Origin of the sequence: Nostoc sp. KVJ20, from assembly GCF_001712795.1 — a bacterium.
Classification (GTDB): Bacteria; Cyanobacteriota; Cyanobacteriia; order Cyanobacteriales; family Nostocaceae; genus Nostoc.
In genome coordinates this window covers 17,642-44,264 of sequence record NZ_KV757583.1, presented here as the reverse complement: position 1 = coordinate 44,264, position 26,623 = coordinate 17,642, and the positions used below count along the sequence as shown (strand labels likewise).

Annotated in this window: 18 protein-coding genes; 13 read left to right on the top strand and 5 right to left on the bottom strand. The window is 42.6% G+C overall.

Features of this window, described 5'->3' with window-relative positions:
- Positions 1–210: 210 nt before the first annotated feature.
- Positions 211–6,438 (bottom strand): ATP-binding sensor histidine kinase, encoded by a 6,228-nt coding sequence (locus A4S05_RS08460; RefSeq protein ID WP_069069387.1) that lies wholly within the window; start codon positions 6,436–6,438, stop codon positions 211–213.
- A gap of 1,625 nt (positions 6,439–8,063) precedes the next feature.
- Here A4S05_RS08460 and A4S05_RS08450 point away from each other — a divergent pair.
- From A4S05_RS08450 to A4S05_RS08430, 5 genes are all read left to right on the top strand, one after another.
- The gene (locus tag A4S05_RS08450) at positions 8,064–8,822 is read left to right on the top strand and encodes a sucrose-phosphate phosphatase (protein WP_069069385.1); all 759 of its coding nucleotides are present in this window, start codon (positions 8,064–8,066) and stop codon (positions 8,820–8,822) included.
- Positions 8,822–9,454, top strand: coding sequence for a Holliday junction branch migration protein RuvA (ruvA, locus tag A4S05_RS08445; RefSeq protein ID WP_069069384.1), 633 nt, complete (start codon positions 8,822–8,824; stop codon positions 9,452–9,454). Before A4S05_RS08450 ends, ruvA begins: the two co-directional genes overlap by 1 nt.
- Before the next feature lie 61 nt (positions 9,455–9,515).
- The gene (gene bioF, locus A4S05_RS08440) at positions 9,516–10,736 is read left to right on the top strand and encodes an 8-amino-7-oxononanoate synthase (protein WP_176726952.1); all 1,221 of its coding nucleotides are present in this window, start codon (positions 9,516–9,518) and stop codon (positions 10,734–10,736) included.
- A 362-nt stretch (positions 10,737–11,098) separates the two neighbouring features.
- Positions 11,099–11,578 (top strand): hypothetical protein, encoded by a 480-nt coding sequence (locus A4S05_RS08435; protein WP_256090874.1) that lies wholly within the window; start codon positions 11,099–11,101, stop codon positions 11,576–11,578.
- Between the two features lie 645 nt (positions 11,579–12,223).
- On the top strand, positions 12,224–13,081 hold the full coding sequence (locus tag A4S05_RS08430; protein WP_069069383.1) for a DUF4351 domain-containing protein: 858 nt from the start codon (positions 12,224–12,226) through the stop codon (positions 13,079–13,081).
- Here the strand turns inward: A4S05_RS08430 and A4S05_RS08425 are convergent.
- Positions 13,067–13,405 (bottom strand): hypothetical protein, encoded by a 339-nt coding sequence (locus A4S05_RS08425; protein ID WP_069069382.1) that lies wholly within the window; start codon positions 13,403–13,405, stop codon positions 13,067–13,069. The two genes, A4S05_RS08430 and A4S05_RS08425, sit on opposite strands and share 15 nt — an antisense overlap.
- 141 nt (positions 13,406–13,546) lie before the next feature.
- Entirely contained in the window at positions 13,547–16,072 is a 2,526-nt protein-coding gene (locus A4S05_RS08420; protein ID WP_069069381.1) for an AAA-type ATPase lid domain-containing protein, read from the bottom strand.
- Positions 16,073–16,899: 827 nt separating this feature from the next.
- Here A4S05_RS08420 and A4S05_RS08415 point away from each other — a divergent pair.
- Positions 16,900–17,223 carry a hypothetical protein gene (locus A4S05_RS08415; RefSeq protein WP_069069380.1) on the top strand — a complete coding sequence of 108 codons (324 nt, stop codon included), beginning with the start codon at positions 16,900–16,902 and terminating at the stop codon, positions 17,221–17,223.
- Here A4S05_RS08415 and A4S05_RS08410 read toward each other — a convergent pair.
- Positions 17,210–17,443, bottom strand: a complete 234-nt coding sequence (locus A4S05_RS08410; RefSeq protein WP_069069379.1) for a hypothetical protein — start codon at positions 17,441–17,443, stop codon at positions 17,210–17,212. The genes A4S05_RS08415 and A4S05_RS08410 overlap by 14 nt on opposite strands.
- 169 nt (positions 17,444–17,612) lie before the next feature.
- Positions 17,613–19,463, bottom strand: coding sequence for a S8 family peptidase (locus A4S05_RS08405; protein WP_069069378.1), 1,851 nt, complete (start codon positions 19,461–19,463; stop codon positions 17,613–17,615).
- 120 nt (positions 19,464–19,583) lie between these two features.
- Here A4S05_RS08405 and A4S05_RS08400 point away from each other — a divergent pair, with 120 nt between their 5' ends.
- From A4S05_RS08400 to A4S05_RS08375, 7 genes are all read left to right on the top strand, one after another.
- On the top strand, positions 19,584–20,018 hold the full coding sequence (locus tag A4S05_RS08400; protein ID WP_069069377.1) for a hypothetical protein: 435 nt from the start codon (positions 19,584–19,586) through the stop codon (positions 20,016–20,018).
- Between the two features lie 422 nt (positions 20,019–20,440).
- Positions 20,441–20,668 carry a hypothetical protein gene (locus tag A4S05_RS40120; RefSeq protein ID WP_141699674.1) on the top strand — a complete coding sequence of 76 codons (228 nt, stop codon included), beginning with the start codon at positions 20,441–20,443 and terminating at the stop codon, positions 20,666–20,668.
- A gap of 173 nt (positions 20,669–20,841) precedes the next feature.
- Positions 20,842–22,455, top strand: a complete 1,614-nt coding sequence (gene abc-f, locus A4S05_RS38680; protein ID WP_084227032.1) for a ribosomal protection-like ABC-F family protein — start codon at positions 20,842–20,844, stop codon at positions 22,453–22,455.
- Positions 22,456–22,551: 96 nt separating this feature from the next.
- The gene (locus tag A4S05_RS08390) at positions 22,552–22,878 is read left to right on the top strand and encodes a DUF6825 family protein (RefSeq protein ID WP_069069376.1); all 327 of its coding nucleotides are present in this window, start codon (positions 22,552–22,554) and stop codon (positions 22,876–22,878) included.
- A gap of 152 nt (positions 22,879–23,030) precedes the next feature.
- On the top strand, positions 23,031–24,716 hold the full coding sequence (locus tag A4S05_RS08385; protein ID WP_069069375.1) for an ABC1 kinase family protein: 1,686 nt from the start codon (positions 23,031–23,033) through the stop codon (positions 24,714–24,716).
- 17 nt (positions 24,717–24,733) lie between these two features.
- Complete coding sequence (locus A4S05_RS08380; protein WP_069069374.1) at positions 24,734–25,471, top strand: Stp1/IreP family PP2C-type Ser/Thr phosphatase; 738 nt, start codon at positions 24,734–24,736, stop codon at positions 25,469–25,471.
- A 626-nt stretch (positions 25,472–26,097) separates the two neighbouring features.
- A complete protein-coding gene (locus tag A4S05_RS08375) occupies positions 26,098–26,295 on the top strand; it encodes an NblA/ycf18 family protein (protein WP_041565841.1) in 198 nt (65 codons plus the stop codon).
- Positions 26,296–26,623: the final 328 nt, after the last annotated feature.

Genomic DNA, 26,623 nt, shown 5'->3' with positions numbered 1-26,623 from the left:
AATTCAGGAGTCAGAATTCAGGAGTCAGAATAAAGACGCGACGCTCGCAGACTTGCTACCGCTCCGCTATCGTTCGCGTAGCGTGTCGTAGACAAGNNTCTACGAGACGCTAAAAGCGTAGCTTGCAACTCTTACAGAGTACGCTATCAGTCGGGGATTCAGACCGGCGCAGGAATTGTTGCACCACCAACTTGAAAATTTCGTGGGGGCTTAAGATTGGCAAATTGGAATTATGATGATGAATGTGGCTCCCTGCCCCAGTTCGGAAACGCACTGTAATTTGCCTTTGTGTTTTTCAGCCACAATCTGATAACTAATGGAAAGTCCCATTCCTGTGCCTTTACCGACAGGTTTTGTCGTAAAGAATGGATCAAATAATTTTTGCTTGAGATCAGCAGGAATTCCAGGGCCGTTATCTGTGATTTTAATGGCAACTTGTTTTCTTTCTACCAGGGTAGTGCAAATCGTAATGGTAGGAGTTAAGAGTTGGTGTTGATTGTTCGCTTCTTCTAGGGCATCAATGGCATTGCTCAAAAGATTCATAAACACTTGATTGAGTTGTCCGGCATAGCACTCGACTAGCGGTAACTCCCCATAAGCTTTGACAATCTCAATGCCTTGAGAATCAGGTTTAGCTTTCAGTCGATGTTGCAGAATCATCACTGTACTATCAATGCCGTCATGAATATCGACTTCTTTCATCTCGGCTTCATCCATGCGGGAGAAAGTGCGTAGAGAGACAACAATTTTTTGAATGCGTTCTGCTCCAATTCGCATGGAATAAATAAGTTTGGGTAAGTCTTCTACTAAAAACTCCAAGTCCATCGTTTCGGCTTCTTCTTGAATCTCAGAATGGGCGTTTGGGTAATGTTTCTGATAAAGTTTCAGGAGTCTGAGAATATTTTTGGTGTATTCATTGGCATGGCTAAGATTGCCGAAGATAAAGTTGACTGGGTTGTTGATTTCATGGGCAACACCTGCCACCAGTTGTCCCAATCCTGACATTTTCTCAGCTTGGATCATCTGGGTTTGGGTGTGCTGGAGTTCTTGCAGAGTTTGCTCTAATTCTACTGTGCGCTGGTTTAATTGGGCTTCGGCACGTTTGCGATCGCTAATCTCAAAGCTTGTGCCAATAATCCGGTAAATCCGTCCCTCATTATTCTTGAGTGGGTTGAAATTGATCATCCACCAAGTTTCTTGCCCATCAAAGGTTAGGCACTGCTCATGATAAACGGGCATTTCCGTTCTAGCGCACTCAGTAAGCTGTTGTTGCATAATTTCAGCCTGTGCTGCCTCAAGCACTTCAGCGGGCGTTTTGCCTACGGCATCAGCACTACGAATTCCACACGCTCGTTCCGAAAGAGCATTCCATCCAGCGTAATAGAAGCGACGATCTTCCGACACATCCACAACAAAAATGCTCATTTCGGCTCCGTTGTAGATGCTGCTCAGAAACTCCTCTTTCTCTTGTAGTTGCTGCTCTGCCAGTTTGCGTAAACGAAGCTCGTCGTAGACATTGCTAATATCAATCACCACCCCATCCCACACAATCAAGCCATCAGCTTGCTGTTCTGGTCGAGAAACACATTGAATCCATTTGGTTTTGCCTGAAGGAGTCACAATTCGCCACTCGTGACTAAAAGGCGTTAACATTCGGGCAGAATCAGCAACTAACTGTCCCAGGGTTGAGAAATCGTCTGGATGCGCCATGAGGTGAATGTTATGTACCCCTGCTATGACTGCCTTTGGATCAACCTCATACAAGTCATAGCAACCTGAACTGACGTAGGGTGTCCAGAAAGAACCATCGGTAGCCAAACAGAATTGGAATACCATCCCTGGAATATTGTCAGCCACCTTTTGGAAGCGGGCTTCACTGGCACGCAGTTCTAGCAGTGTTTGTTGTGCCTGCTCATAAAGTCGGGCATTTTCTAGAGAAATGGCGGCTTGAGTACATAACAGGTTAAGCAGTTCGACGCGATCGCTAGTAAATGCTCCTGTCGTCAAGTTATTCTCCAAATACAGGATACCCGCGAATTCACCCCGATAGAGAATTGGACTACATAATATACTTTTTGGCTGTTGGCTCAAAATGTAACTATCACTGGCAAAGACTGGATGAGTAGTGGCATCTGCCAACACCAAAGGTTGTAAGGAATGTTTGACGTGATAAATCACTCTCAAAGGAATATCCTGGCTTTCCTCCACTGGAATTTTTTGCAGAACGATGGGTTGAGTATTAACGGTGATAGCCCCTTTAATCACCAAGCGATCGCTTTGCAGCAGCATTAACACGCATTTTTCTGCCCCAGCATTTTCAATCACTATCTGAAGCAGCATCATTAGGAGTTTTTCTAATTCAATTTCACTAGAAAGAGTTTGAGAGGCTTTGAGAACGGTTGTCAGGTCGAGCAATTCTGTAATATTGCTTGAGCTAGAGGTTTGAGTAGAATTAAAAGATGGGGCAAAAATTGTGTTAGATGGACTAAGTAATGGTTGCGGGTGTTGCACAATTGCGGTCAAAAGCTGAGGATAGCGCTGTTCCAAGTCGGTGATTTTGGCTTTAGCTCCCCAACGGGCATAGCAGTAGTACGCTTCTTGCATATATGCTTGGGCAAGTTTTTCTTTGCCCCAGTTGAGGTAAAATTTCCCTGCTAGTTCATTGCTGAGGGCTTCTTCTTGAATATATGCATTTGCTTTGGCGGATGCGATTGCGCGATCGTAGTAATCCATAGCTTCATACATCTGTCCCAACACCCGATACTGCTCTGCTTCCACCAAATAAAATTTGTGTAAATGGTTTGTAGGGGCGTGGTTTGCCCATTCTTTGAGCTTCTTCTGGTTGCTAACAACTTCCTGGGGCAGTGATTCCTTACCTTGGGCGTTGGGTAACACCGCCAAATGAGTCAATGAATCGTAAAAGTGAAACACCGGAATCATGAAACAGCCGGATACACCATGCAAATATTGTTTGGCATCAACTGCCACTTTCATTGCTTGTTCCCACTCATTGAACAAGTAACAAAGAATTAATTTATTAATATACAGTGTTCCCATTGCATAGAGATCGTTAGCCTGCTGATGCTTGGGCAACATCATTTCTTCGTCATAAACCACACCTTTAATTTCCCAAGGACACTTACTCTGTCCCAATAAATTTAAAACTGATTGGTAAAAGACTCTCAAATAATTGTGAGCAACTTCCTGTTTAAGTTGATCCAATGCCTGACTGTAAACCTTCATCTCTGGTTCTAAGATTGACAAATCTTTTCCGAGAAAATAGGACAGCGAACAATAATTGTAGGCACAGTAGGCAGCATATTCTAAAGTACCCATCTCCAGACCGCTATGGTATCCGTCAAGCAAAGGAGCGAGTGAATTTTGAATATGATGTTTCCAGGGCTTCACAAAGGGATAAACCATGTTAATCGTGCTGGCTTTAAATTCTCTACTCTCGAAGCGTGATAGTAGTCCCATTGCCAGTTCGCTAATGCGATCGCCTAAATCTATTTCTCCAATACCGCACAAAATTACTCCATACCAAGCATAAGCCTGTGCTGATACCGCAGCATTACCATAAACAACCGATAATCTAACCTGCTTGCACACAATTAACGGCAGTAATGCTGGAACCGCTTGATAGACTGCTGCTGTTACAGTCGCTAAAATTCGGATCACTGCCAGACCTCGGAGGTCTTTCATCTCCGGCAGTTCCAACAAATCTTCTAAATGTTTTTCTTTTAATACATCTTGAGTCTGTTGCAAACTTTCAGTAATCTCTGCGTTAGTCGGCTGCTCTGGAAACGACACTCCAAATAATTCCAAAGCAGAAAGAGCGGTTTTAATGGCTTTGGGTTGCTGACTCTGGGCTACATCAGCCAGAATTTTTACTTCATAGACTTTCACTTTATCTAATAATTGACGAGCATTTTGCACTACCTCGTCAACTATCTGCTCCATTTGCCTAAAGTAACCGCTCAGACAAGTTAATTCTGCGGCTAAATCATGCAGAGCTAACGTTAATTCATAGGATTGCTGCCAACAATTTGCTGTGAGAAGTTCTATGCCTTTAGTGGTGTATTCAATTGCCGCAACGTAAGCGGTTGCAGATTTTGCTTTTTGGGCAGCAACTAGATTTAGCTTCGCTAATATTTCCCGTTCAGATTCTAAGACAATTAAATCGGCTCCTTTATTTAATTGATTAACAATCTCAAAGATTTTTTCCTCTTTTTCCGTTTCGTTCATTACACTTAAAAGCAATTGCCCAATTTTTAAGTGCATCAGTTGTTTTTGGTTATCGGGAATGAGTGAATAAGCAGCTTGTTGGACGCGATCGTGCAGAAACTTGTAGAAAACAATCACTTTATTATCTGCTTCTATCTGTTCATTCTCCTCAATCAACAACTCTGATTTTGATTGATAAAACTTGTAAATATCATTGCTGGGAATTACTAATCCTTCCTGAAGGGCTTTCCATAAGTCAGTAGCAGTTTCAGCTTGAGACTTTTCATAGACAATTGCCAGTGTTGCTAATTCAAAAGAGTTACCAATGCACGCGGCTAGTTTCAGGGCATTTTGAGTGACAATTGGCAACTTCTGCAACTGCATTGCCATGAACTCTACCACGTCATCTCTCAGAGAGAGCAATTGCACATCACTAATATCACACTGCCAATGCCCAGCTTGAGGATCAAACTCAATTGCTCCCTCTTCATGTAATGCCTTGAGAAACTGTGTGCTGAAAAAGGGGTTTCCTTGAGTTTTTTGATAGACTAGCTGGGTTAAAGGTTGCGCGATCGCTGCCGGACATTGCAATGTATCTGTAACTAGCAAATTTAAACTTTCTTGACTCAAGGGAGCTAGTGTGATTGTATTGACTGTAGTGCCAGCTTTATTAATTTCTTCTAACGTTAATGTCAACGGATGAGCAGGTGAAACTTCATTATCACGATATGCACCAATCAATAACATGAAACCGCTTTCTCTTTGTCCCATCAACACCTGAATCAAGTTTAATGATGCTGAATCTGCCCACTGCAAATCATCCAAAAACATCACCAAGGGATGTGTAACTGTAGTAAATACTTGAATAAATTTTTGGAACAACAGATTAAAACGGTTCTGGGAAGCACTTCCTGAGAGTTCCACCACTGGAGATTGTTGCCCGATAATCTCCTCTAACTCAGGAATCACCTCAATAATTACTTGAGCATTTTCTCCCAAAGCTGTCAGAATCTTCTTCTTCCATTGCTTTAATTGGGTGTCATTTTCGCCTAACAACTGCCCCATTAAGTCACGAAAGGCTTGGACAAAGGCACTGAGGGGAATATTGCGATTGAACTGGTCATACTTGCCTTTAATAAAGTAGCCTCGTTGCCGGACAATGGGTTTATGTACTTCATTCACCACTGCCGTTTTACCAATGCCGGAGAATCCCGCCACTAACATGAACTCCGATGCCCCATTGGCAACCCGCTCGAATGCTTCTAGTAGTATTTTAACTTCTTGCTCCCTGCCATAGAGTTTTTCTGCCATTACGAAGCGATCGCTTATATCTCGCTTTCCAATCGAGAAATTCTCAATTTTCCTGATTTCGTTTAGTTGTTCTATACATAGATGCAAATCATGCTTTAGTCCCAACGCACTTTGGTAGCGGTCTTCGGCATTTTTCGCCATTAGCTTGTGAATAATGTCTCCCAGAACCAAAGGGATCTCAGAGTTGACATCGCACACATTCAGAGGAAGTTTTGCAATATGACAATGCACTAACTCCATCGGATCTTGAGAATCAAAAGGCACTTTTCCTGTCAGTAGCTCAAAGAAACTTACTCCCAATGAATAAAAATCACTGCGGTAATCAATCCCCCGATTCATGCGTCCTGTTTGTTCTGGTGATAGATAAGCCAGAGTCCCTTCCAGGACATTGGGATTTTGGATTTCAGTGGTTTCTCTCGGTAACAAGGAGGAAATGCTGAAGTCTATCAGCTTTAACACCAAGGTATCTGGATGAATCAGGATATTAGCGGGTTTAATGTCTTTATGAATCACCCGTTGTTGATGTAACTGGTGGAGAATCTCTGTTAGTTGTAGGGCTATAATTAGGAATTGGTCTAAGTGTTGCGGCTGTTCTTTTGTAAATTGTCGCAGTGATATGCCACCAAAATCTTCCATCACCAAAGCATAGCCATTATTATAGGGTTCTAGGCTATAGGGCTTAATAATCCCAGGAATATCTAGGTTTTTGGCTAAGGCATATTGGTTGCGAAACTGTACGAGTTCGCTAAAGGTGGGGTATTCCCGTTTTAAAAGCTTGATCACAACTGCTTGGTTATCTGCTTCTCTGACAGCTCGATACACGAGTGTGCGTGAACCTGAGTATAGTTGCTCTCTAATTTGGTAGCCTGCCAGTGTCACAGTTATATCCACTTTTGCGCTCATAACTTTTTCAGGGAATTTTTTTAGTCAGTTTAGAATTCCCCATAGAATATTTTGTGTAACAAACCTTGGCAATTCTTTACTTTTTGGATGTATCGCTTGTAAGTAAGTTGGTGGGAATAAATCAAACTATAGGAATCCGCTTTGATTTCTGAACGAATTTGCGTAGACAGGCAATAGGAAAGAAGGCTTCTTAGTTGTACTGAGTTTTTTCAGAAATCAAATATGAGTCCTATAGATTAAGAGGATGTTTAAAAAGTCCTCTTGTCGGTATCAAAAGTTTTAGATCCCCTTAAATCCCCCGATAAATTGGGGGACTTTGACTCCGGTTCCCCCTTTTTTAAGGCTACGGTGTACACACAAATCCTAAAAACCTAGCTTGATAAGCATTTNNTCGTTCCCAGTCTCCGACTGGGAATGCATTCACTGAGTCTCTGACTCAATATTTGACTAGAGGCAGAGCCTAGTGTGTTGACTTTGTAACTTTTTAGGGGTCAAAAATTCATGCACAATCCTTTCCAATCCAAGAGGAGTAAAATTTGCAGTGGGGAAAGTTATTCTTCGCGTTTTTTAAGTAATGAGTAATAAGTAATGAGTAAATACCCATTACTCATTACTCATTACTCATTTAATTTGAGCATAGGAACGAGATAAACGAAAGAACAATGAGAAATTGATCTTTTTTCAACTTGTGTCTACACTGTAGCCTTTGCAAGGGGGGATCTAAAGTGCCTAAATTCACAGCGAAACACTTCTCTACATTGTTTTTTGGTGCTACGTCTCTGTAGACATCGCTCAAATTTAAACATTAGCTGTCAAAATTTGAGCGTTTGCAGCTAATGCTCTTTCATGTATAAGAAAGGCTTAAGCATTTGCAGGAAATGTATAATTGATTGTTGAAAATGCTTAATACTTTGCAACAAATACTCTTCCATGTATAAGAAAGGCTTAAGCATTTGCAGGAAATGTATAATTAGTTGTTGGAAATGCTTAATGCTTTGCAACAAATACTCTTCCATGTATAAGAAAGGCTTAAGCATTTGCAACAATCATTGTAATGAGCTTATAAATTTATCGAGGAAGGCAGGAGGCAGAGGGCAGGGTGGAAATATATGAGTAAAGGGTAAAACCTAAACCTCGTCTACCTTGAAAACAGTAGTTTTGTAGGTTAGGTGCAGCGATTATTAGTGTCAACTTAAGCCAAAAATAGCGTACTGATTAGGTGTTGTTCACCCGCCAGGAAATATAATTAAGAGACTAATTGCTCAAGTCTACTGAAGTAGACTGAAAATTTTCGCACTCTTTAGTCCTCTTCAGAGGACTTTAGCTATGAGACAGGGATTTACAATCCCTGGCGGACGTGAAGTTTCGCGTTAAGTTGACACCAATGTGCATTTAGTCCTCTTCAGAGGACTTTAGCTATGAGACAGATTTACAATCCCTGGCGGACGTGAGGTTTCGCGTTAAGTTGACACCAATGTGCAGCGATCGCGTAACCCAACATAATAAGGTGGTAATGTTGGGTTGCGTTTCACTCCACCCAACCTACACAAATAATTCAGCAAATAAATCTCTTGCAAAATTCTCTTCGCGCGGTAGAATAACGAAATTTTGCAAGAGCTTTAATTATGAAACCATTTCTTTTTGTAACCGATTTAGATGACACCCTTGTATACCGCACCGTTGGCGATGACAGCGCTTTGCCAGAACTAAATCAACTGCTGAAGAGACATCGCCAAGAATATGGCACTAAAATTGTTTATTCTACCGGGCGATCGCCTGTACTTTATAAAGAACTCCAAGCCCAAAAAAATCTTTTACAACCTGATGCCCTCGTTCTTTCTGTCGGTACAGAAATTTACCTTGATGGTACTGATACTCCAGATTCAGATTGGTCAGAAATCCTCTCTCTGGGATGGGAACGGGAAACTGTATTATCTATTACCCAGAAATACCGCGAGTTAGTTCGGCAACCAGATTCAGAACAGCGTCCCTTCAAAGTGAGTTTTTTTCTAGAACAAGAAGTATCTGCGAATGTTCTACCACAACTTGAAGCAGAGTTGCAGAAATCTAAATTAAATGTAAAGTTAATCTACAGTAGCGGTATTGACCTTGACATTGTACCCCATAGCAGCGATAAAGGTCAGGCAATGCAGTTTTTACGCCAGAAGTGGAAATTTGCAGCAGAACAAACAGTTGTCTGTGGTGATTCAGGTAATGATATTGCTTTATTTGCTGTAGGCAACGAACGGGGAATCATTGTGGGGAATGCCCGAAAAGAGTTACTCCAATGGCACGATGAGTATCCCGTTGATCATCGCTACCTGGCAAAAGGTTTTTGTGCAGGTGGAATTATTGAAGGCTTAAATTATTTTGGTCTCTTGTAATGATTAGTTATCTAAAAGGTATAGTCGCTGGTATCCAAACAATTGGCGCTAATCGCGTGATTCTGACCCTGGAAGTGAATGGCTTGGGGTATGATTTGCAAGTTCCCCAACGCCTAGCAAACCAGTTACCAGAGTCGGGAGGAGTGGCGCAAATTTTTACCCATTTGCAAATTCGCGAAGAAGTGCCCTTTCTTTATGGCTTTGCTTCGCCATCTGAACGCGATTTATTTCGCCACTTGCTGACTGTCACAGGGATTGGTGCAGCCTTAGCGATCGCACTCCTGGACACTCTGGAACTACCAGATTTAGTCCAAGCAATTATCGCTGGCAATACACAAATCTTAATTCAGGCTCCAGGTGTCGGTAAAAAAATCGCTGAACGCATCTGTTTGGAACTGAAAAGCAAATTAGTCGAGTGGCGCAAATCAGCCGGGTTCTTCGTCGCCACAGGTGGGCCAGCACCAGGAATTCTCGAAGAGGTGCAAATGACTCTCTTCGCCTTGGGATATACTGCCCATGAGGTCAGTCACGCCCTCCATGTAGTCAGTGAAGATATTGGACTACCCAAAGATGCCTATGTCGAAGATTGGATTAAACAAGCGATCGCTCATCTCAGTAGCGAACAAGTTTAATTGTCATTTGTCATTTGTCATTAGTTATTAAGTTATTCTCTCTTCCAATGCCCAATTCCCAATGCCCAGTCCCCAATCCCCAGTCCCCAATCCCCAATCCCTAATCCCCAGCGATCCTTATGCTTGGCTAGAACAGTCCTTAGCAACAATTCATCGGGCAGACTGGTATCGTTCGGTACAACCTATCAATGGTCGTCCGGGTGCAATGGTGGTTTTAGCTGGGCAAAAGGTAATTAATTTTGCCAGTAATGACTATTTGGGATTGGCTGGGGATGAGCGGTTGATGGCAGCTGCAACTGCTGCGATCGCCGAATTTGGAACTGGTAGTACTGGTTCTAGATTACTCAGTGGGCATAGAGAATTACACAGGGAGTTAGAGGAAGCGATCGCATCTACCAAACAAACAGAAGATGCCTTGGTATTTAGTTCAGGGTATCTAGCAAATTTGGGTGCAATTACTGCCCTCGTTGGCAAGCGTGATTTAGTTTTCTCAGACCAGTACAATCATTCCAGTCTGAAAAACGGGGCGATTCTCAGTGGTGCAGCAGTTGTAGAATACCCGCACTGTGATATTGCAGTCCTAAAAACTCAGTTGAGTGAACAGCGGCAAAACTACCGACGCTGTTTGATTCTTACTGATAGCGTCTTTAGCATGGATGGCGATTTATGTCCATTACCTGCACTGTTGGATCTCGCTGATCAATTTAGCTGTATGCTGCTAGTCGATGAAGCCCATGCTACTGGGGTCATAGGAAAAACTGGCGCTGGGTGTGTCGAGCATTTTGGGTACACGGGAAAACAGTTAATTCAAGTCGGCACTTTGAGTAAAGCTTTGGGTAGTTTAGGCGGATACGTAGCGGGAAGTAGCGCCCTAATTGACTTTTTGCGAAACCGCTCACCCAGTTGGATTTATACCACTGGGCTTTCGCCTGCTGATACCGCAGCGGCCTTAGCAGCAATCAAGATAGTGCAACAAGAACCGCAACGCCGTGCCCAATTGTGGCAAAACGTACATTACTTGAAAAATTTACTGCAACAACAGTTACCTAACTTAAAATTACTGCCTTCTGAATCACCTATATTATGTTTTCAATTGCCCAGTGCTACAGATGCACTCAAAGCTGGAAAACAGCTAAGAGAGGCTGGTATTTTTGCCCCAGCAATTCGTCCTCCTACAGTGCCCACAAGCCGTATCAGAATATCTTTAATGGCAACTCATGAAGCAGCACATATTGAAAAATTGGTAGCAGTGCTGAAGAATATCAATGAGAGAATGTTTTAAAAGTTTTTGGCGAATAAAATTCACTACTATAGAAATCCGCTTTGATTTCTGAACGAATTTGCGTAGACAAGCAATAGGCAATCTTGCTACAGTCAACAGTCAAGAAGGCTTCTTAGTTGTACTGAGTTTTTTCAGAAATCAAATATGAGTCCTATACATAAATTAAGTCCATCTCTGTGGACTAATCAAAATCAATAGTTTAAAAGTATCACAGACAACAAAAGTTTTCTTAATCACCGCACTCAAGAAAACTTTTCGAGTTATTCAACACTGATAGGATTGATCTAAAGACTTGTGGAATCTGCTCTTCCTAAACAGACTGGACTTGCATAAATTACTGTCAACAATTTTTGACTCACATCATGAATCGCTTTACCTCTATTTTGCTCGCCGGCTTGATAGCATCTGCTTCAGCCTTGGCTATTTCTCCAAAAGCTGATGCTAATACACCAGTGTCTTATCTGGCTGAGTTAGATAGCTACAGCTACGATCGCAACGATGATGGTAACTACGAACGTCATAGTCGTCGTTACAGAAATGGTGATGATGACCGTCGGAACGACTTTCGCAACATTCGCGACAATAACCGTCGTTATGACCGGGACAATAATCGCCGCTATGACCGCGACAATAATCGCCGTTATGACCGCGATAATAATCGCCGCTATGACCGCGATAATAACCGCCGTTATGACTGGGACAATAATCGCCGTTATGACCGGGACAATAATCGCCGTTATGACCGGGACAATAATCGCCGTTATGACCGGGATAATAACCTTCGCAACATTCGTGATAATTACCGTCGCTATGAGCGCGATCGCAAATGGGGTCGTGATTAATCCGTTTGCCTATCTATTAAGCTTAGTTCCAAGTGAACTGAGCATTGATTCTACTTGGGGGTAGGAGAGACACAATCTCTTTTTCTACTCATTGCAATATCTGACTTTTTACTATTCTCTAGAAAACCTCGCTTCCATTCCCTAGTAATGAAGTTTGCTCAGGGCTTAGGTTTAGCATTAGCTTTTCTACATAACGTGAGAAGTCAGATTTTTATTAAATCAAGAATTTGTCAACAGCAGGATAAAGGGAAAAAGGAAAAAGGGCGATCACTTTTTAATTATGTGCAGATACATTTGTATAATTCGTAATTCGTAATTTATTTAGAAATAAAGGCTGTTTCTGCCCTTTCCTTGGTAGGAAAAGAGAAGGGGGTTAGGTTTTTATTAGTAAATCAGGAATCGCTACAGTTATCTTTTTATCGTCTGATAACTCAACCTAGCCAGAAATGGAATATTAATGTAAATATTACAGGAATTTAAAAAGATACGCTCAGAGTATAGTATTGAGCTTCCTTGAGCGATGGTGCGACGCCGTAAGCGTTGCGTTAGCGAGTCCGCGAGCGTCATAGCCCGTCGTAGACATCGGCTACTCAAACCACTGCACGAGATAATAACAATACCTCGTTCAATTGTTAGCGATCGCAAATGTCTTTTGATAACCTTTGCAAACTACTGTCCGAAAAACATCCTGCTACCTTTGCCAGTTGGGTTTTGGGTACACCACAAACAAGCGTCACAGTCCTCAAAACCGAATTGAGCATCGAACCAATTCGCGCTGATTATGTAACATTTTTACAACTACAAGGACGCATTCTCCATCTGGAATTTCAGACCAAACTAGAATCTACGCCACCCCTACCCCTGCGGATGCTAGATTATTGGGTACGCTTGTACCGTTTGTATCGTCTACCGATAACGCAAGTTGTCGTATTACTGCTTCCCCCTGCACCAGGAACAGTAATTGAAACTGTCTTCTGTGTCGAAACTACCCGTCATGAATATCGCGTGATTCGCTTATGGGAAGAAAATCCTGAACTATTCCTCAATGAGCCAGCTTTGTTACCATTAGCACCACTGACCGCAACCACGCAACCTCAAGCTTTGTTGCAACAAGTTGTGGGAAAAGTTAATCAACTTGAGCCAAGACAACGACCAGAAATTTCCGCGTATACCCAAATCTTAGCGGGGTTAAAATACAATCAAGACTTGATTCGACAATTATTTCGGGAGGGTATGATGCGCGAGTCAGTAATTTATCAAGAAATTCTCGCTGAAGGTGAACAACGCGGTGAACAACGCGGACGGGAAGAAGGACGAAAAGCAGAAGGGCAATTGCTCATTCTCCGTCAACTTACTCGACGGGTGGGAGAATTACCCCAAGAGATGCTAGACCGGATTGAAACTCTCTCCTTAGAACAATTAGAAAATCTCGGTGAAGCATTGTTGGATTTTCAGGCGATCGCGGATTTAGAAGCCTGGTTTGCCATATTAGAGTTTAATTAACTTGAATCCCCAAGGTTTGAGAGCCGCTAAAGCTATTTCTTCATTTACACCCTCATAAGCCTCCCATTCCAATGGATGCTCTTTGGGATGTCCGTCGCCGACATTACCTGCAACTTTAATTATCGGACAGTTGGCGATGCGATCGCGCTCCAGCCCTCTTGGAATTGCTAGTTGGATTTTATGCCCGACAAACTTCGCTGTACTATCATTAGCTACAGATTCACGGATTAAACAAATATCACCAGCAGTTCCCCAAGTAGTCTGGTAAATGTGGAGGAATGATATATAAGTTGCAGGTTTGATGGATCTTTTTAGAACGTGCATTATCTGTAATCCTTACACTATGAGTCAAAAATCATAAATCATATAAGTATTTTCTATCACGTTCGTAGGGAAGAATGTTCTTAAATCACATTTTGCACCTAGCCCAGGCGATTAGAAACCGCCTGGTGGAGGATGTGAAGCTTAAAACACGATAATCGCCCACATACTAACTCCCAAAGCGATCGCAGCTAGGTGTTGCCAAAGGAGCGATCGCACTGGTTGCTTGGCAATCTTTTGCGTTAATAATATAGTCATTAACACTGAGAAAATTATGGTTGCACCTTGCAAGAAGGCAATCACTGCCGGGTGAGCAACTAATATTGGCAATTGTTCACCACTCAAACCAAGAGTAGCAAAAGTGACAGGTAAAATCCGCCCACCTTCACCCAAGCCCAAACGCAAATAGTGAGCTAAATTTCCCCCCAAAACTAATGGTAGGTAGCCGTATGCAAGCTCTACAAATGATCGAGGCTTACGGTTAAAGTTGAACACTTGGAGCAAGCCATAAGCCGCAAAAGTAAGAATCGCTGGGATAATTAACACTAGCAGCGATAATCCCAAATGTTGCCAAAACTGACTTAAATCCAGTTCTAACCCCAACCAAGACTGCAACTCTGGCAAGCGATGTAGATATATCCCACCCAAGAGCAAAAACAATAATGCTACTTCATAAGTGCGGGGTACATGAGTTGTCCACAGTTCAATACCAGGGGGACGCAAGTTAAATTCAACGGAACGATGGGGACAAGCTTTGAGGCAAGTCATACACAGTACGCAATCTCGGTTATCTTCTAACTGCGCTGGGTGGGAGTATAAAGGACATCCATTGGTTTCCAGCCCTTCCCCCTTTTGCGGCCCACCTTTATAACATTGATAAGTTGTGCAACTAGCAGAACAAATACCTTGCTGTGCCCGGAGTTCCGTCATTGAGAGTTTGGCAAATAAACCATTCATCCCGCCAATGGGGCAGAGATACCGACACCAAAATCGCCGCTCAAAAAGAGCCGAGAAAATCATCGCCCCAGAGGTAATTAACAATAGTAAACAAGCGCTGAGGTAGGCAGTATTTTCTAAATGCCAAAGTTCTTCCCATAAGAAAATTAGGGAGAACAAGCCAAAGAGGAACCATCCACCCCATTTCTCAGCTTGTTCTCTTGGCCAGCGTTTGAGTTTTCGAGGCCACAGCCATAAAGATAACTTTTGGGTAATTTCCCCGTAAATCATGAAGGGACAAACAGAACACCAGACACGACCCAAAAAGGGAAAGAGAAATAAGAAGAAAGGCCACCACCAAGCCCAAAATAGATTTAATACGAAATTGCGATCGCGGGTTTGTGGCCCAATAAATAATACTGCAACTGTGATCGCAAAAGCCGTTGCAGTAAAACCATAGTTAATGCGATCGGGCCACCAGGGACTACGTAAAAACCGCCGTAAAGAGGGATAGGCATTTAACAGATTCACCCGAAATCGTTTTTTCTTAGTTTCGGCTGGCCAGAAAATTTCTTCTGTTAATTCATTGGCACCCTCAGCCTGCACGATCGCCCTTTCAACCAGATTTTTCAATTCTTTGAGGTTGCCAGGAAAATCATAAGACTGGAGGCGACGCAAAGCTTCTGGGGTAATGTGGGGTTTTGGAACGCCTCTAGACCGAATGTAGAGACTGGTATAATATTCAACTTGTGTCTGAATATCGGCTTTCCGCACCCGTAGCGGTGGTACTTTAATAATATGACCAACAGAGCGTTCAATTGTCGGCTGAGTTTTTTCTGAAACAATCAGAATTCTGGCTTTACTGGGGCGAGGTTCGGCTACTGAATCTCCAGAACGACTGACGGGAGTATACGTACCAGTTTTGAGCAACTCCGTCACGGCAGGTAATAATTCTTCGGGCAATTCTTGAATATTGTTGAGAACTAGAGTGCCTTCTCCCAACCATTCCAACAATCCTGGTTTACCACCAGCGCGACCGAATAAATCTGCACCGCTCGTTTGGAGAATACCACAATTTACTTTAATAATTGGTTCTCGCCGTTTTGGAGAACCAAAGTGGATGAGGGCTGCTATATTGTCTTTTTCTAACCCTGGTTCTCCGAAAATATCCACAGATTTGCGATCGGCAGCCGATAAACGAATTTGCTCCCGCAGCCGAACAGCATAGCGACTTGTACCGACAATTCCCCGTTGCGCCTTGGTGACTAAATATGGCCGCAAAGCTACGGAACGCTCTTGTTCATAGCCAAGTGCAGATGTAACCTGAGCTAATTCTTGAGCCAATTGACGCGAAAAAGCTTGAGCAATTTCGGGGTATTGGGTGGCTAACTCACGAAATTTAGCAGCAGGCACAACCCACAAGTGACATTCCGTTACTGTAGTAATTGTGAATGGAGTTAATTCATCCAACAGCAATTCTTTGAGTTCAATCACTGCTCCTGGAAGGAATCCACAAGCTAAAGCTGGGTTGGTTTCATTGGTGCTATTGCTTTCGAGTTGACCTTCTACAAGAATATAAAGGGCTTCTGGAGGAGTGCCTTCGCTAACTAAGTCAGTTTCGGCACTCACTACTTGTTCTTCAATTTGTTGAGCGATCGCATTCAACACTTCCGGCGAGAGAATTCCTAAACTCGTGCGTTCTTGTAGCCATATAACCGTTTCTGGAGATGTCATATTAATTTCTCCGTGTAGGCTGCTGTATAAGAAGGATTATCCCTTGAAAGCTGCTTCAAAAATTCAGAATTTAGAACGAAGTTTATATCTGACTACACTTTACCTTTTCCCTTAACTTCTCTAGTAAGTTCCAAGACCTTTTTTCATTCTCCGAGATCAACAGAGGAAGTCAGTAGACAGCTTTTTGAATCAACATTAGTCCTTACGTATTGAGAGTAAAGACCAAATATCAATGTTTTGAAAAACCACATCTGCTGTAGGGGTAATTCATGAATTGCACCTACGGCGTTGATCTACTCACCATAAAAGAATAATTAATAAAACCCTAAAAAAAACTATTTTGGTAAGTGGATACCGCAATTATTTTTTACAGTTAGTAAGTTCTAAACTTATTACTATCATTATTTAAATCTTCAATCAATTTTACTACCGACTTAAATCCAAGTTTAGGAATTGCTAAAAGTCTTAGAGGGTGTTTGAAAAGTCTAAATTATTACTTGCCTCTGCGACTAGAAGTCGCTGCTACACATACAAAACCCGCCTACGCGGGTTATAAAACTCTTTGAAATGGCGCAAAAAGCTCGGAATACAATTCTTTTGACTTCCATCTTGCGGTACTAGGAGAATTGATCGCATTAGTACAGGACAGCCACGTTGCTAAAGGCAGAACCTCAAACAAAATTACCTTCCCTACTAGAAGCAGCGAAGGAGGAAAAAATATCGGAGTAGGGTTTTAGGCTTAGGTTGACACGAATGCCCAGCTATATGGTAATATTTCATGGCATTATGCTAAAAAACTTTGCCTAGAATCAAAGAGTAGCCAACCCATGAGTTTAGCTGTGATTAAGTTCTCTTCAGAAGAATGCGGCATCTGCCACAAAATGTCTTTTTATGACAAAAAGGTGGTAGAAGAACTGGGTTTAGAATTTATCGATGTAAAGATGCAAGATACAACTGCTTACCGCAAGTATCGCAAGATTTTATTAACTCAATATCCCGATAAATCAGAAATGGGATGGCCTACTTATATCCTCTGCAATTCTCCAGACGGGGAATTTAAGATTGTGGGTGAGGTAAAAGGAGGTCATCCCAAAGGGGAGTTTAGAAGCCGTCTGCAAGAGGTTCTGAATTCTACAGCTAATCAGAACTAATTACCTCAAAAGATTTGACCTCCAAGACAGGGCCAATCATGGCAGTAGTCATGATATCTTCGCGCACCTTTCCTTTAACTTTTGTCTTTTGTCCGGCTTTGAGTAAGTCTTTGTCAGCCCCTCTGAGGATTTCGTAAGTAACACCCTCTTCTGTGACTAACGCCCATGCGCCTGTGCCAATATCACGGCGTTCGATTGTACCTGTAAGTGTAATGCTCATAAGAGTGCTGAGTGGGAGGGAGTAGGGAGTAGGGAGTAGGGAGTTAGGAGTTAGGAGTTAGGAGTTAGGAGTTAGGAGTTAGGAGTTATAAAAATTGATTCCTCATGCGCTATGCCCAATGCCCCATGCCCAATGCCCCATTCCCCATTCCCCACTCCCCACTCCCCATTTATGCTATTTTTTCTTCGTTTTTCAATGCTAAACGAACAAGTCCATAACAAATTAGGGCATTAACAATTAGGAAGAGGCGTGCTAAGTTACCACTTCCTAATCCCCAAACTGCCGGATCTAAAAACGCACTTATAGTTAAGCACGCTGCTACACCTAAAGTTGAACCAATGGCAAACCATTTCCAACTCGGATGTCCCAGCAGCAATGCCATTAACACAATGGGAATCAGTACACTAGCAAATAGGGGATTCAAGGCATCAGTTCCCTGGAGGGTATTTCCTAGTTCGGGAATGGAACTGCCCAAAACCCGGAAAGGCCATTGGGGAAGATCAAAAATATAGATTCCCTTGAGGAAGAATAACCCAGAACTGCCAGCTATTAGTCCACTAGATAAAGACCAACTCCAAGTGAAGGGGAAGTAAACCCGTAAAAACCAAGCCAACAGATAGGAACCAACTACCATTAAAATCTTTGGTATTAGTGCGATCGCACCACCATCAATCCAAAAGCCTGGGTTAAGATAGCCACTATCCCGTAACCACCGAAAGAAATCTGGGAAACTGATTTGTCCGCTAAAGGCTAGTTTGACTGCTGCTTCTGCATTGAGTTGTCCAGCGCCATAATAGTTCAAACCATCATCCTGAATCACTCGTGCGGACTGCTTGAGGACTTTTAAAACTTCATCTGGTTCTTGAATGCCAGCAGCTTTGATTAATGCCGCAACACCAGCAACGTGGGGAGCAGCCATGCTTGTACCCTGGAAGCCCAGAAATACGCCTTCGCCCTTTTCATCGATGGTTTCTTGGAGAATCTTACCAGCTTCACTACCACCAGGAGCAGAGATATCTACCCCTGCACCAAAGTTAGAATAGGGCGCTCTTTCGCCATCTGGGCCAATTGCCGAAACGCCGATGACGTATGGGTATCTGGCTGGATAGCTTGCCCCATTAGCGTTTTCATTCCCGGCTGCGGCAATAATAACTACACCTTTTCTATGGGCATACTCGATCGCTTGTTTCATCAACTGGCTTTCACCGCTACCGCCCAAGCTCATATTAATCACATCTGCGCCTTTATCAGCAGCAAATTTAATCGCTTCGGCAATATCGGCAATGGTACCACCGCCATAAGAACTGAGTACCTTCAGCGGCATCAGACTGGCTTCGTAAGCAATTCCAGCTACGCCATATTTGTTATTTGTGGCTTGGGCAATAGTTCCGGCAACATGAGTACCGTGGCCATTATCGTCTGTGGCTTCTTCTCGATCGTTAACAAAATCATAGCCCTTGACGAATTTTGTCTCATACAAGTCGCGAACCTTGGTAATCCCGGTGTCAATCACTGCAACTGTGATGCCACTACCTTTGGTTTGACTCCATGCGCCTTCAATACCGATTTTGTGCAAGTTCCACTGCTTGCTGTAATATTGGTCATTGGGGCCAGTCAATGAAGGACTTGCTTCTTCATTTTCTTGGGGTCTTAAAAATTCTCCTAGCCAAGCGGCTTCACCTGGTTGAGGAATCTTGCTGTAGATATAGTTTGGTTCAATGAATTCTGTAGCTTGGGCAAACTGAGATTTTTTCAGTTCTTGGAGCCGTTGGCGATCGCCCTTGATAATATACACATTATCTTTTTTGGAAAACTTGTTGTCTAATTGGGGTGTAACGTTATATTGTTTGGCGATCGCTTGCAAATTCTGTTCCACCACAGATGATGGAATATCTTCCCGAAAATCAAGCAAAATCGTCTCAAACTCTCCTTTAGCTGCCAATCCCTGAAAATTCAGGAAACCAAATATGGCAGATCCCAGCCCAATGACAAACAAGCACAATAATATAAGTTTTCTCATATTAACTCATCACCGCTTTTTGCCAGTTTGCTCACTACCATAACTTATCTGCATCACTTGTTGGTGGATTTTGCACTTTTAGTTACAAGTTTCACTCAGGACTGAGGATTTTTTTAAACGATGGAACGTGGTCTTTTGTGGTTGCCCCTATTAGTAATGTTTTTCTGGTTGGCTTGGCAAGGCTCGAAGGAGTATCAAAAAGTTGAAGCCTATCGCGCCTGGGCAGAGCAATTTGAACGAGCTAAGTATGATATTTATTCCGTACTAGGTCAAAAAGGCAATAATCTAACTTGGGGAAAACCCACGCCTAAAGGGCCGATTAAACTAGAAACATTCTCTTTGCTTGATATCAAACAAATCCAGTTTTTAGTTGATGACAAATCAGTAGATGTAGAGAATCCACCGGAAAAAGGTCGTTCTATAGAATTAGAATTTCTATTTTCCGAATCTACTAACTCAGTGCGGGTTCCGTTTACAGAAATCCCTTTGGCGGCGGAATGGGGTAAATTTTTGCAGGGAGTATTAGAAGACTTGCGATCGCAACCACAGTTGTAACTGGAGCATCCCAATACTGCTCTGCTCGGATAAGCATTTGTGTGCTGATGTAGCTGTCGCTTTGCAACAACCCTTAGAACGTATTTCCCTGGAGATGGTTTTCCGCAGTTTATACTTTTTTAATCGCGCACGATGCCTACGGCGGGCTACGCCTACGCAAAACCCACAACTACATATTCCTTGGTTAGTAGAGCATCAGCGTTCTATAGGACTCATATTTGATTTTTGAAAAAAATTCGGTACACCTTAATCTTCTGAAATCCTATTGCCTATTGCCTATTGCCTACCTACGCAAATGCTTTCAGTAATCAAACCGGATTCCTATATGAGCTTGGTTAAAGCTATTCGCCGACGACACCGACGCAATGCCGCAAGGTCTCTTGACATCTGGGCTGAGGCTTTAACTTGACACCAATGGCAAGATGCCTACCCCACAAGAGTATTTAAGACAGAATCAAACTGCTGTAAGTCTTTTTAGTAAGGCTGGGGAGTGTGGAAATAGAAAAAGCGATCGCATCCTCGCTTTCCGAAATTCCTTAGTGTTACACTGTAGTCAATATCAAACCTCATCACAACTCCAACGAGATAGCACAAATGAAGTAGTACCAAACACCTGTTGCACCAAAGCAACAAATGTCAACGAAGAATAAACGCAACTAGTTTGACAGGGTTACTTCACATAGTCATGCACTAAAAATATTGTCATCATTCATATCTACAATAAACCGATTGACAAGTGTCTACGGCTACTTTTTTGTGTCTAATCTACCCGCAGATTTTGGAAAAATGCGGGTGATAATTTGCGAATTGAGGTTTGAGAAGAATGCCGAAAAAATCAATATTGGTAGCTGAGAATTTAGCCTATAATCTCAGCTTAGATAGAACTTTGTTTCAAGGAGTTCATGTGAGTATCGAGGCGGGCGATCGCATTGCTTTAGTCGGTCGCAACGGTGTAGGAAAATCAACCCTACTCAAGATAATTACAGGTCAAATTAGCCCTAATACAGGCTCAGTTTGGCGTAATGATGTTGTCTATTATTTGCCACAAATCAGCACTATCAGACAAGAAATAACAGCAGATACAGTACTTAATTTTTTGATTTCTACCTCTGATGAATGGTGGAAGATTGAGGAGATTTTACAAACACAATTCCACACAGCACTTGACTTATCTTTACCAATTACTAACTTGAGCGGTGGAGAAATTACTAAACTATTTCTGGCAATCGGTTTAGCTCAAGAACCAAACTTGCTATTACTTGATGAGCCAACAAATCACATGGATTTGGAAGCGCTAGAAAGCTTAAAGCAGTTTCTTCAAGATTTTCCCGGTGCTTTTGTAATTGTCTCACATAAGCCTTTTTTCCTAGATCAAGTGACAGATGTAACCTGGGAACTTACACCTGCTGGCGTGAAAGTATATGGCGGTAATTTCTCACACTATCGAGAACAGAAAGAAATCGAGTTAGAGGTAGCATTGCGATCGCACGAAGCCGCTAGAAAGGAACTCAAACGTACCCAAGCCACAGCTATGCAAGAACAGCAACGCGCAGCCCAATCTAACCGTAACGGTCGCGCCAAGTTCCTTAATGGTAGTATTGATAGAATGGCAGCCGGACTAATTAAAACTAAAGCTGAAGCGTCTACCGGAACTGCGAAGAAGAAACATGAAGCAGCAGTAGCAAAGGCTAATCAAAAGGTTGCAGAGACAAAGGTCAAAACTACCAAAGTCACGAGTATTCAACTAGAAGAAAAAAATCAAAAGCGCCGAAATCTAATTAATATCCAGGGTGCAAATCTGAGGATATCAGAACGTTTATTGATTCAAAATATTCAACTGCATATATCATCTGGCGATCGCATAGCTATTATCGGCGCAAACGGTTCTGGTAAATCGAGTTTGGTCAAAGCAATTTTGGGGATAGAAAACCAAACAGCAGTTTTGGAGTCAGGTGAGGTTTTGCTCACACCAGCGATGAAAGCTGTATATCTCGATCAAACCTACGAATTGGTAAATCGCCAATACACACTTTTGGAAAATATGCAAGCTGCCAATCCTAATCTCAGCTATCAGCTTTTGCGTCAACAACTGGGACACTTCCTTTTTAAATATAATGACGTTCACAAAAGCGCTTCCATACTGAGTGGGGGTGAGTTGGCAAGGTTAGCGATCGCTATGATAAGTATCTCAGAAATCGATTTACTGATTCTCGATGAGCCAACTAATAACCTGGATATTGAAACTGTTGAACAAATGGTAGTAGGTATCAATGATTACCAAGGAGCGCTTTGGGTAATTTCCCACGATATCGATTTCCTCAGCCGGATTAACATTACCCAAGGGTTCAAATTGAAGGAACAAACTTTGCAAATGACGACTTATTTACCGAGTACACCAGAGCAATATTATCGAGAGTTGCTGGAATGCCATCAATAAAGCGATCGCCAACGCCAAATTTCTAGCTCTACAATAGAAGCCGCAAAGCATACAGGCAAGTTATAATTCTCTTGCGGTGCAACGTAACAAAAATTTATGAGTAATCCCCTTGTGCAAGCCTTTTTCGTAGGCAGAGCGGTGGCAGAAGTAGTTAATGAGCGTTTAGAGGTCGCCTTGACCGATGCTTTGAGCGATCTGGGCAAATTTGATGCAGAAGCTAGAGAGCAACTGCGCCAGTTTACAGAAGAAGTCCTAGAACGGGCAAATCGGGCAGCAGAATCAGCTAATGCTGGTCAATCTACTACAGGTACTAGACAAACCAGTTCTGATTCCGGTGACTTGCAAGCAGATATTGACGAATTAAGAGCAGAAATTGCCCTGTTACGAACAGAATTGCAGCATTATCGCCGAACTTCTGCATAAATTTTAGTCATTAGTCATTGGTTATTAGTCATTGGTCAAAAATTATGTACAAATGACAAATGACAAAGGACACTTAAGAAAAAAACAGTTTAGGAATCAGAGTGTCTTTTCTTCCAAGTGATTCGGTCGCAAACCAACGGTAAACAAAGTATATGGAACAAGGTTATTCAGAGAAGGCATACCGTTGGAATCGGGAAAAATACTCTAGCAGACGGCGTTTTGTGGACATTTGGTCTTTTGTCTTGACCTTATTGTTCAAACTTTGGCTATACAACAAATCTTGGAGTTATCCGGGTGGTGTGAGTGACGCAAAGCAAGCTGCAAGACGCAAAACCCAAGCGGTTTGGATTCGCAATACCCTACTTGATTTAGGCCCAACCTTCATCAAAGTTGGGCAACTTTTTTCTACCCGTGCTGATATATTCCCTGGTGAATATGTAGAAGAACTAGCCAAGTTACAAGACAAAGTACCGGCATTTAGCTATGAGCAAGTAGAAGCGACCATTGAGAAAGAACTAGGCAAAAAAATTCCTGAACTCTTCCATAATTTTGAACCGATTCCCTTAGCTGCCGCTAGCTTGGGGCAAGTGCACAAAGCTGTGCTACATACTGGGGAATCGGTTGTTGTCAAGGTGCAACGTCCTGGACTAAAGAAGTTATTTGAAATAGATTTACAGATTCTCAAGGGAATTACCCGCTACTTTCAAAACCATCCCAAATGGGGACGGGGGAGAGATTGGTTGGGTATTTACGAAGAATGTTGCCGCATTCTTTGGGAAGAAATTGATTATCTTAACGAAGGTCGTAACGCCGATACTTTTCGCCGGAACTTTCGCGGCTACGATTGGGTGAATGTCCCCAGAATATACTGGCGTTACGCCACTTCCAGAGTACTGACTTTGGAATATCTTCCTGGAATTAAAATTAGCCAATACGAAGCTTTAGAAGCAGCGGGTTTGGATCGAAAAGCGATCGCTCGTCAAGGCGCTCAAGCCTACTTACTACAATTACTCAATAGTGGCTTTTTCCACGCCGATCCTCACCCAGGCAATATTGCCGTCAGTGCAAATGGCGCTCTCATATTCTACGATTTCGGGATGATGGGGCGGATTAAGTCCAACATCCGCGAAGGACTGATGCAAACACTGTTTGGCATTGCCCAAAAAGATGGCGATCGCGTTGTGCAGTCTCTCATCGATTTAGGTGCGATCGCCCCAACCGATGACATGGGGCCAGTCCGGCGTTCCGTCCAGTATATGCTGGACAATTTCATGGATAAGCCCTTTGAAAACCAATCAGTCGCGGCAATCAGTGACGACCTTTACGAAATAGCTTATAATCAGCCATTTAGATTTCCTGCAACTTTCACTTTTGTGATGCGAGCCTTTTCTACCCTAGAAGGGGTAGGCAAGGGTTTAGATCCAGAATTTAACTTTATGGAAGTTGCCAAACCGTATGCAATGCAACTTATGACCGATATGAATGGTTCTGAGGGGAATAGCTTTCTGAACGAATTAAGTCGCCAAGCAGCTCAGGTAAGTAGTACCGCCTTTGGTCTACCACGTAGATTAGAGGATACACTGGAGAAGCTAGAGCAGGGAGATATGCGCTTGCGCGTTCGATCTATAGAAACCGAACGCCTGCTACGACGACAGAGCAGTATTCAACTCTCAATAAGTTATGCTCTGTTAATCAGTGGTTTCACACTTTCAGCTACGATTTTAGTGGTTAGCAATTATGTATGGTGGGCACTAGTGCCTGGTTTAATTGTAGCGGCGCTCTCAGTGATCCTGATCCGACTACTTTTACGCCTAGACCGTTACGATCGTATGTATTAATTGTTGCAAAAAAAATTATGAAACTCAATTTCACGGGTTTTAGCGATCCGGGACTTATTCGTTCTACTAATCAGGATGCTTACTATATCGACCCAGAAGGTCGGTTTTTCGTCGTCGCCGATGGAATGGGTGGTCATGCCGGAGGTGAGGAAGCAAGTCGCATTGCTACTGGAGAAATTCAGGCGTATTTGGTAGCAAATTGGGAATCTTCTAAATCTTCTCAAGAATTGCTAGAGCAAGCTTTGTGGGGAGCCAATGAAGCGATTTTGCGGGATCAGCAAAACCATCCCGAACGCGCCGACATGGGGACAACGGTTGTAGCAGTGATTTTTCGCGCTCCAGAGTCGCCTTGGTGCGCTCATGTTGGCGATTCGCGGCTGTATCGCTTGCGGGAGTCGCACTTAGAACAGGTAACAGAAGACCACACTTGGGTAGCACGAGCAATCAAAATCGGTGACATCACCTTAGATGAAGCACGATTACATCCTTTTCGTCATGTATTATCCCGCTGTTTGGGACGTGAAGACTTACATCAGATTGATGTACAACCACTAGATGTCAAAGCTGGCGATCGCTTGCTGTTATGTAGTGATGGTCTTACAGAAGAACTTGTTGAGCAAAAGATTGCTAGCTGTTTGCAAGATAGTCCTTGGCTTGATAAAGCTGCCATCTCTCTAATTGAGGCTGCCAAAGACCACGGAGGGCACGATAACATTACAGTTGTCATCGTCTCACTCGAAGAAAATAGTCATTAGTTATTGCTCTTTTTCCAAGGACAAAGGACAAATCCGGTAAATATACTCAGTAATTTGTTCAGTGTGAGCATTTTTCCTTTTTACAATTTGATACAAATATTTTTAGCCTCTAAAATGACCTAAAGAGGCTAGATTTGCATAAATTGGTTAATTGACATCTTGCACGCAATAAGGTAGAGCGACTATAATTCACGCTTATTACCATTAATTCCCCAACCTCCTTAAAATCTCCGCCCTCCGAAGCTTCCTCCATACTGGAGGAGAAAGCATCTTAGGTTTTTTTAACAGAAAAACTAAGACGTTTAAGCATAGCACCTGATCTTCTCCTCAAAGGAGAATTGTGCGAAGCAGGAAGGAATCAGGGAGGTAGTTATACTTATCCGAGGCTAAATAGAGCCTATTTTCCGGAATATGGTTCAAATAACTTGGGTGGTATATCAGTAGGATTAGGTGCAAGATATCAGAGCAGAAAAAGTCCACATTTCGGATGTGGGCAATCTGTCAAACAATTGTTATCTTTCGTAATACGGAGGAACAAATGTTGGACAGATATGAGTCCAAATCTTATCCCATTTGGACTTCTGTGAGCGATATCACCTTTACGCGTTGTTTTTTCGGAGTTAACTATGAATCAACCCATGAAACTATCTTTGGAACAGCAATTCAGCATCTGCTCATTTGCTACTCAGGTACAAAATATGAGCCACGACCAAGCTAAAGACTTTTTAGTTAAGCTCTATGAGCAAATGGTTGTGCGCGAGGCAACTTATCAAGAGCTTCTTAAGCACCAGTGGGGCTTAGATTCCGGTTCCACTATGGCATAGAGTCGTTCTGATGTCGCAGTGGGCGACCTCCTTCTCTTGCTTGGTTCCAAGGAGGAAAAGAGCTGGGGATGTCGGGGCGTCAACTTCGATAAGTAATTCCACAAGAGCTATGCAAAAGTTCAATCCACGAAATTAACTAAGAATGAGTAACATTTTCTACGGCATATCTGTTGGAGTCTAGACTTAATTTCAGCTTTGTAGACTAAAATTTCTGTTTACTTTAGCCAAACTTCTTCTTGTTTCGTCTAGTCTGAGAATCACACCTGCGTAAATTGACAATTTACTGGAATGTATACAGAGGAATATTCAGAGAGAATTTAGACAGCAC